General features: G+C 69.3%; 5 protein-coding genes. 1 reads left to right on the top strand and 4 read right to left on the bottom strand.

Going from position 1 to position 7,815, the window contains the following annotated elements:
- Positions 1-66: 66 nt before the first annotated feature.
- The 3 genes from G4D87_RS29460 to G4D87_RS29450 all read right to left on the bottom strand — a co-directional run bounded on the left by G4D87_RS29460 (position 67) and on the right by G4D87_RS29450 (position 3,865).
- Positions 67-519: a deoxycytidylate deaminase gene (locus G4D87_RS29460; protein ID WP_163786031.1), complete on the bottom strand. Its 453-nt coding sequence runs from the start codon at positions 517-519 to the stop codon at positions 67-69.
- Between the two features lie 96 nt (positions 520-615).
- A complete protein-coding gene (locus G4D87_RS29455) occupies positions 616-1,494 on the bottom strand; it encodes a S1 family peptidase (RefSeq protein ID WP_163786030.1) in 879 nt (292 codons plus the stop codon).
- Between the two features lie 124 nt (positions 1,495-1,618).
- Positions 1,619-3,865, bottom strand: coding sequence for a PrkA family serine protein kinase (locus tag G4D87_RS29450; RefSeq protein WP_163786029.1), 2,247 nt, complete (start codon positions 3,863-3,865; stop codon positions 1,619-1,621).
- Positions 3,866-4,144: 279 nt separating this feature from the next.
- On the opposite strand from G4D87_RS29450, the gene G4D87_RS29445 reads away from it, so the two are divergent.
- Positions 4,145-5,665, top strand: coding sequence for an Hsp70 family protein (locus G4D87_RS29445; protein ID WP_163786028.1), 1,521 nt, complete (start codon positions 4,145-4,147; stop codon positions 5,663-5,665).
- A 45-nt stretch (positions 5,666-5,710) separates the two neighbouring features.
- Here G4D87_RS29445 and G4D87_RS29440 read toward each other — a convergent pair whose 3' ends face one another.
- Positions 5,711-7,783: a protein kinase domain-containing protein gene (locus G4D87_RS29440; RefSeq protein WP_163786027.1), complete on the bottom strand. Its 2,073-nt coding sequence runs from the start codon at positions 7,781-7,783 to the stop codon at positions 5,711-5,713.
- Between the last annotated feature and the right edge of the window lie 32 nt (positions 7,784-7,815).

The following is a 7,815-nucleotide window of genomic DNA, read 5'->3' as shown; positions in this document are numbered from 1 at the left end:
GGTGACGATCGAGGAGCGCGCGCGCGCCGCGCGGAGCGGCCTGTCCTGCCCCGCCGTGCAGGGTGATCAGGTACCCGAGGCGGGAGGCCGGGCGGCCTCGCCCAGCCCCACCAGGTCCAGCTTCAGCCGGGCGGCGTATTCGAAGATGCGCGGGTCCCGGTAGAACTCGCCGAACACGATGCGCACCAGGCCCCCGTTGGCGATCAGCTTGAAGCACGGCCAGCACGGCGAGGCGGTGGTGTAGATGGTCGCCCCTTCGATGCTGACGCCGTTGGTGGCCGCCTGGATGATGGCGTTGGCCTCCGCGTGGACGGTGGCCACGCAGTGGCCGTTCTCCATCATGTGGCCCACGTCATCACAGTGTGGCAGCCCGCGGATGGCGCCGTTGTAGCCGGTGGACAGGATGGTCCTGCCCCGGACGATGACAGCGCCCACGTGCTTGCGATCACACGTGGCGCGCGAGGCCACCTGCGTCGCGATGTCCATGAAGTACTGATCCCACGAGACACGTCCGGCCATCCCACACCTCCCGTCGGGCGGATGTACCCCGCTCTCGCGCGGTGTCGAGATTCCAGCCAGGCACGCCTTGGCGGACCGGGACACCGCGCGAAGGAACTAACGCCCGGCGGCTTGTGCGACGCCACCCTCCGACAGGGGCTTGCGCGCCAGCAGCCGGCCAAAGCCCTTGGCCTGGAGGAAGTGGCGCACCTTCGCGCTGGGCGCCGCGAACGTCTCTCCGGGCATGGGCACGTCGAAGCTGTAGTTCTCCTCCTGCACCTCGAAGTCCACCTTCGCGGTGCGGTACCCCTCCACGATGGCCAGCAGCCGGCCCGTCGCCAGGCTGAAGATGCCGCCACCCGACGCGCCGTAGCCAATGGGGGCGTCCGTCTTCACCATCTTCGGGCGCTGGGACGCCTTGTCCCATTCGACCTGGGACAGCATGCCGCCGGACAGCGACAGCGCACGGCCGAACGGCGAGGCGGCCACCACCACGTCCTCGCCCAGCTCCAGCTCCGCGTCGTCCGCCAGCTCCACCGCGGGCAGGTCCAGCCCCGGCACGCGCACCAGCGCCAGGTCCAGGTCAGGCACCTGGCCCATGGCCACCACCTCGCCCCGGTGCTCCAGCGACTCCGCGCGGCGGTCCACCAGCACGCGCAGCTCCGGCGCCTCCATCCCATCCATGGCCACCGCGTGCGCGTTGGTGACCACCCAGGCGACCGTGGCGCCGTCCGCATCCCGCTCGGCGCCTACCACCACGCCCGACGCCGTGCTCCGCACCCGGCCCTTCGAGGCCAGCTGCAGCCGCACGTTGTGAGGGAGGATGCGCCGCACCTGCTCCTTGCGCGTCAGCCGCGGCGCGTCCGGCACCGCGAGGGCCCGCTCGACGACGGGCGCCACCTGGGGCGCGGGGGTGACGGCGGCCGGCTGAGACGGGGCACCGGCGCACGACACGAGGGCGAGCAGGGCGGGGGCGCCCAGGAGGAAGCGGGTCATCGACTCTCCGGTCTGGGGGTGGAAAACGGATGCAGCCAGGACAACTCCCTGGCAGCTCCCATCATCCCGAGCCCTTTCCGGCTTTGAAAGCAGGCGTCCAGGCGGGCCCCGGACGCCTGCCCCGTCACGCGTAGCGCTTCTTCATCAGGAAGAGGATGGCGTCCTTCGCGCACGCCTCGCAGTAGCCGTAGCGCTCCACCATGCTCTTCAGCGTGCTCTGCACCTGCGTCTGCTCGCGCGCGGTGAGCTGGTTGCGGTCCTCGGACAGGTACTTGAGGACGTTCTCCTTGTTCTTGCGCAGCACCCGCTTGCGCTCCTCGAAGTAGTGATCTCTCAGGCGCTTGAACATGTCCGGGAAGATGCGGCTGTAGTCCATGTCCGCGTCCGGGTTGTCCAGCCGGTGCGCGCCGATGGAGGCGATGAGCCCCCGGCGGAAGTCGGTGGCGTCCTCGCCGCGCGGCATGATGATGGCCTCCACCTCCACCATGCGCTGCTCTTCCGGCGCCTCCATCCCCCCGGTGACGCGGTTGCGCATCTTCTCTCCGCGCACCCAGTGGCTGATGGTCTGGATGTAGCGCTCCACCAGCTCGCGGTACTGCCCCTCCGACACCAGGCCCATGGACTCGCGCACCTCCGAGTCCACCCGGTCCAGGTACTCCGCCTCCGCCAGCCGCACGAAGGCGTCATGGTCGTGGTAGCCGTCCACCACCTCCTGCAAGAGGAACTCGTAGACGCTCTTGTCCTTGCAGATGGCGGACAGCTCTTCCAGCACCGCCAGCGCGTTGAGGCACTTGTAGTCGGCGTTCTGCGCGGCGTTGAAGAGCGCCGTCTTGATTTCGCGCGCGCTGGCGCCCGAGCGCCCCTCGTAGTTGGGGTACGCGTCCGACTCCGTGAACAGCTCCTCGCGCAGCTTGCGCAGCTCCTTGGTGTTGGCCAGGCTCAGCCGGTCCGGCGGCGCGCCCTCCTCGTAGAGATGCAGCTTCTCCACCGGCGTCACCTGGTCGATGAGGTCCTTCACGTCCTGCGGATAGCGCTCCGGGATGGGCTTCTTCAGCCGGGTGAGCACCGCCCACATGGCCGCCAGCTCCGTGGCGTGGGGCGCCACGTGCTTGCCCACCGTCGTGGAGGTGATCTGCGCGTCGTAGATCTGCTGCTCGGTGCGGTAGCGGCGCAGGTAGGGCACGCGCACCAGCTCGATGCGGCCCTTGAACGACGCGAAGTCCGGCAGCTCCTTGAAGGCGTTGAGGTGCTTCTCGTTGGCGGACGCGATGAGCACCTCGTCCAGTTGGAGGACGAAGGGCTCCAGCGGCACCTCGCCCGTCTCGCTGAAGCCCAGCAGGTACTTGAAGGCCTCCAGGGGCCGCTTGAGCAGGTCCGCGTACTCGATGAGGCCTCGGTTGGCGTGGACCAGGGGGCCGTGGGGCTCGAAGAGCACCGTGCTGTGCAGCGGCGCGGGCACGTTGAGCTGGGTGCGGTCCGCGGTGAGCTGCTGGACGACGGCGTCCACGCTCATCTGCGGCTCCACCGTCACCGTGCCCACCTGGTAGCGGCGCGACACGTAGAAGCGCTCCACCTGGACGTGGCGCATCACCTTCAGCCAGTCCCCGCCGTAGGAGCTGAGCAGCGCGGTGTAGATGCGGCGGCACTTGGAGCACAGCTCGCCGTCCCGCACGTAGTCGGACAGGATGAAGTCGCCGCTCTCCCCGTCCCCGTTGCCCAGGCCCTTCTTCTTGAGGGCCGTCTCCAGCAGCTTGCGGCGCTCCCCGGGCGGGACGGCGAAGAGCGGGTGATCCCTCAGCTCGCACGGCATGCGCAGGTCAATGGACTCCGCCTCCAGGTGCGCGAAGGTGGTCATCTCCCCACCGGCGGTGTCTCGCTCCCCGAAGCCGATGGAGCCCTTGATGAGCTTCTCCGACGGGAACACCCAGGCGAGCCGGTAGAGCGCCCCCTGGGGCTGCCGGGAGTACGCCTCCATGCCCTCCTTCAGGGCGTTGACGAGCGTGGACTTGGCGCTGCCATTGGGCCCATGCAGGAGGATGAGCTTGTTGATGCGGCCGGCCCGCACGAAGTTGCCGAGCAGCCGGTAGATGGCGTTCTGCACCTCCTCCTGGCCCGCCACCCGGTCGTCCCGGTCGCCCCCGGGCGCGTCGAAGACGTGGAAGCGCCGGATGGTGCCGGTGGGGTGCGGCACCGGGGTGGTGCCGAAGTGGTCCATCACGTCCCGCAGGTACTGCGCCGCGTTGCGGGCCTGGCCCTTCGGGTCGCTGAAGAAGAGGGAGAGATACTCCTCGAAGGAGAGAATCGACCGGTTCTTGACGAAGTCGGCGTTCACCTGCGCGCCCACTTCCTGCAGATAACCCTTCGCGTCCAAGTTGACTCTCCTCTGGTCAGTCATCCACCACCAACACCACGTTTTCCGCCCGGGCCACCAATGTCCAGCACCCCGGCTGCCATTGTCGGCTGGGGCACGCGCTGCTGGCCACCGGGCGGGCACCGGGAGCGCCAAGGCCCCTTCCTGGGGAAGCAGGGAGCCCGGGTCCGCATTCCCGGGGAGCGGCAAACGTCGCGGTGTGTGAACTCGCGCGCGACGCGAGGGTGCGCTACGGTCTTTTTCTTCCTCTGCGGCCTACCCACCCGGAGTCCAAGCAAGATGCACAAGGAGCCCATCATCGGCATCGACCTCGGCACGACGAACTCGTGCGCGGCGATCGTCGAGGACAGCGGGAACGTCAAGCTCATCCCCTACAAGGGCGGCGAGTACACCATCCCCTCGATCTTCGCGATCGACGACAAGGGGAACGAACTCATCGGCTACGAGGCCAAGCGCCAGTGGCAGCTCAACCCGCGCAACACCGTCTACGGCTCCAAGCGGCTGGTGGGCCGGGGCTTCGGCAGCGAGGTCGTCGACACGATGAAGAAGGTCGTGGCGTACAACATGCGCCCCGGCAAGCAGAGCGACGTCACCCTGGACGTGGGGAAGAAGGAGTTCACCCTCCAGGAGATCAGCGCCAAGATCCTCGGGAAGATCCGCGAGGTCGCCTCCAACTACCTGAAGATGCCCATCAAGCGGGCGGTGGTGACGGTGCCGGCCTACTTCAACGACCGGCAGCGCCAGTCGGTGAAGGACGCGGGCAAGCTCATCGACCTGGAGGTCGTCCGCATCATCAACGAGCCCACCGCGGCGGCGCTGGCCTACGGCGTGGGCAAGGGGCTGAAGGAGAAGGTCGTCATCTACGACCTGGGCGGCGGCACCTTCGACGTCTCCATCATCGAGATTCGCGACCGCGTCTTCGAGGTGAAGTCCACCGGCGGTGACGTGTTCCTGGGTGGCATCGACTTCGACAACGCCATCATCCACCACGTCCTCAAGGACTTCGCGGCGAAGACGGGCATCGACCTCGCCACGGACCCGGTGGCCATGCAGCGCATCAAGGACCTGGCCGAGCGCACGAAGATCGATTTGTCCGCGCGCGAGGAGGTCCCCTTCAACATCCCCTTCATCACGATGACGTCCCAGGGCCAGCCCCTGAACATCGAGATGAAGTTCACCCGGAAGATGCTGGAGCAGCTCACCCACCAGCTCGTGGACCGCACCCTGCAGATGGTGGCGCGCGTGCTGGTGGACTCGGGACTGTCCACCAAGGACGTCGACGAGGTCATGCTCGTGGGCGGCCAGACGCGCATGCCCATCGTCCAGGACCGGCTCACCAAGTTCTTCGGCAAGCCGCCCAGCAAGGGCGTGCACCCGGACGAGGCGGTGGCCATTGGCGCCGCGCTCTACGCGCACTCGCTGCAGGACGACACCAACCTGCGCATCCAGCTGCTGGACGTGATTCCCATGGCCATTGGCCTGGAGAAGGCGGGCGGCGCCTTCCACGTCGTCTTCCCGCGCAACGCGGCCATCCCCAACGCCAAGCAGCTGCTGGCCACCACCAGCATGGACAACCAGACCGAGCTCGCCGTGCGCATCTTCCAGGGCGACAACGAGCTGGTGGCCCGCAACGACATGCTGGGTGAGTTCACCTTCTCCGGCATCCAGCCCGGCCGCGCGGGCTCCGCGCAGGTGGAGATCACCTTCGACGTGAACGTGGAGGGCATCCTCACCATGCGCGCGCGCGACCCGGCGTCCGGCCGTGAGATGAAGACCACGGTGCGCGTCACCCAGGCCTGATTGGCCTCCCCTGCCCCGCTCCCGTGCGCCGGGAGCGGAGCACCCTCAGCCGCCCCGGGTGGTTCCGCGGCCCTCGGCCGCCGCTCCCGGCGCCAGGAAGGCCGTCGCGTCCTCCGTGCCCGGTGGGCCGTGGCCCTCGTCGCGGGTCAGCTCGAAGAGGCCCGTCTCCACGGGCACCAGGTGGAAGCGTGACGCCGCGCGCGCCTGGGCCCGGCCGCTGACCAGCACCTGCCCGCGCCCGGCCCGTACCGCCAGCCGCGCCGCGGTGTTGACCACGTCTCCCAGCACCGTGAAGTCCAGCCGGCCGGAGGCCTTCGCGCCCACGCTGCCGGCCACCAGGTCGCCTGAATCCAGGCCCATGCAGACGCCATGCGCGTAGGGCGCGCCCTGGCCGCCACGCGACGCCAGCGCGCCCAGCTGCCGGTGGATGGCGTGACAGGCCTCCAGCGCCAGGTCCACGTGCCCGGGGCCCCGGAAGACGGCCATCACCGCGTCTCCCATGAACTTGTCCACGATGCCGCCGCGCGCGAGCAGCTCCGGGACAATGGCCTCGAAGTTGGCGTTGAGGCGGCGCAGGGATTCGGGTGGCGCCTCCTGGTGCAGCACCGGCGTGAAGGCATCCACGTCGATGAACACCACCGTGCCGTCCACCCACTCCCCCGCCATGGCGTCCGAGCCCTGGAGCAACGGCGGCAGCCGCTCCAGCACCGCGCCCGGGACGAACATGCGCAGCAGGCCGTTCTCCTCCGTGTAGCGCACGGTGCGGCGCAGCTCGCGCACGTGCTTCAGCGTCTTGACGAGCGTCGCCTCCAGGTCCGGGAAGTCGATGGGCTTGGTGATGAAGTCGAAGGCGCCGCGGTTCATCGCCGTGCGGATGTTGTTCATGTCGCCATACGCGGAGACGATGACCACCCGGGTCAGCGCGCTGATCTCCCCCACGCGCGACAGGAACGTCAGCCCGTCCATGCGCGGCATGTTGATGTCGCACAGGACGACCTCGATGTCGGGGTGCTGGCGCAGCTCCTCCAGCGCCTCCTCGCCGTCCGCGGCGAAGAGGAACTGGTAGACGGAGCGGCGGATCTGCTTGCGGAAGCTCTGCTCCATCAGCACGACGATGTCCGGCTCGTCATCCACGACCAGGACCTTCGCCGGGCGCGCCGGCCGGCCCGCGTCCACCGCGTGGGTGAGGGCGGAGGCCAGCTCGTGCGCGGACTGGAAGCGGCGCGCGGGGTCCACGTCCAGGGCGCGCGCGAAGAAGGCGTCCACCTCCGTGCCCAGCTCCGGCGCCAGGCTGGACGGCGTCGCGGGCGGCGGCGGCACGTTGCCCAGGCGCATCTGCCGCAGCGACTCCAGGGGGAACGGGTGCTGTCCCGTCAGCGCGCGGTACGCCACCACGGCCAGCGCCCAGAGGTCACAGCGGTGGTCCAGCCGTGGCGCCAGCCCCCGGAGCTGCTCGGGGCTCATGTACCGGGGCGTGCCGGCCATCTCCTCCTCGGGGTGCGGCCGGGCCGCGCCGCCGGACATCAGGAGCGCCAGGCCGAAGTCCAGCACCTTCACCTGTTCGCCATGCTCGGTGCGCGCGAGGAAGAGGTTGGCCGGCTTGAGGTCGCGGTGGATGACGCCCGCGGCATGCGCGGCGGTGAGCGCGCGGGCCGTCTGCGTCACCAGCCGCTCCACCATGGCCAGGGACAGCCGGCCGCGGCGGTTCAGCAGGGCCTCCAGGTCCTCGCCCACCAGCCACTCCATGACGATGTAGGGCGTCTCGCCGGAGAGGTCGCAGTCGTGGACCTGGATGACGTGGGGATTCTGGAGGCGGGCAATCGCCTGCGCTTCCCATTCGAACTGCTGGCGCGCCAGGGGCGCGGGCGCGCAGTGGGCCGCCATCAGCTTGAGGGCCACGCGGCGCTGGAGCTTGGGATCCAACGCCACCCAGATGGTGCCCATGCCACCGCCCGCCAGCCGCCGCTCCAGGACGTAACGGTCGCCAATGACTTGTCGCTCGGAGTTGGAGTCTTCGACCATGGGAAGCGGGAAGTGTCTCACACCGGCCCCGCCCACGGTACTGCGGGTTGCCCTCTCCCACGGCGGCCAGCCGCGCGGACTCGCACGGCCTGTCACGACGCGCGTGCTACGGTCCCCGCCCCCAACCC

The sequence above is a fragment of the Myxococcus vastator genome, from assembly GCF_010894475.1.
Lineage (GTDB): Bacteria > Myxococcota > Myxococcia > Myxococcales > Myxococcaceae > Myxococcus > Myxococcus vastator.
This window is presented reverse-complemented; position numbering and strand designations above follow the sequence as displayed.

Bases quoted from the DNA above. Each gene is read 5' to 3' on its own strand.
- G4D87_RS29460 (WP_163786031.1), bottom strand. From the start codon at position 519: ATGGCCGGACGTGTCTCGTGGGATCAGTACTTCATGGACATCGCGACG.
- G4D87_RS29455 (WP_163786030.1), bottom strand. From the start codon at position 1,494: ATGACCCGCTTCCTCCTGGGCGCCCCCGCCCTGCTCGCCCTCGTGTCG.
- G4D87_RS29445 (WP_163786028.1), top strand. From the start codon at position 4,145: ATGCACAAGGAGCCCATCATCGGCATCGACCTCGGCACGACGAACTCG.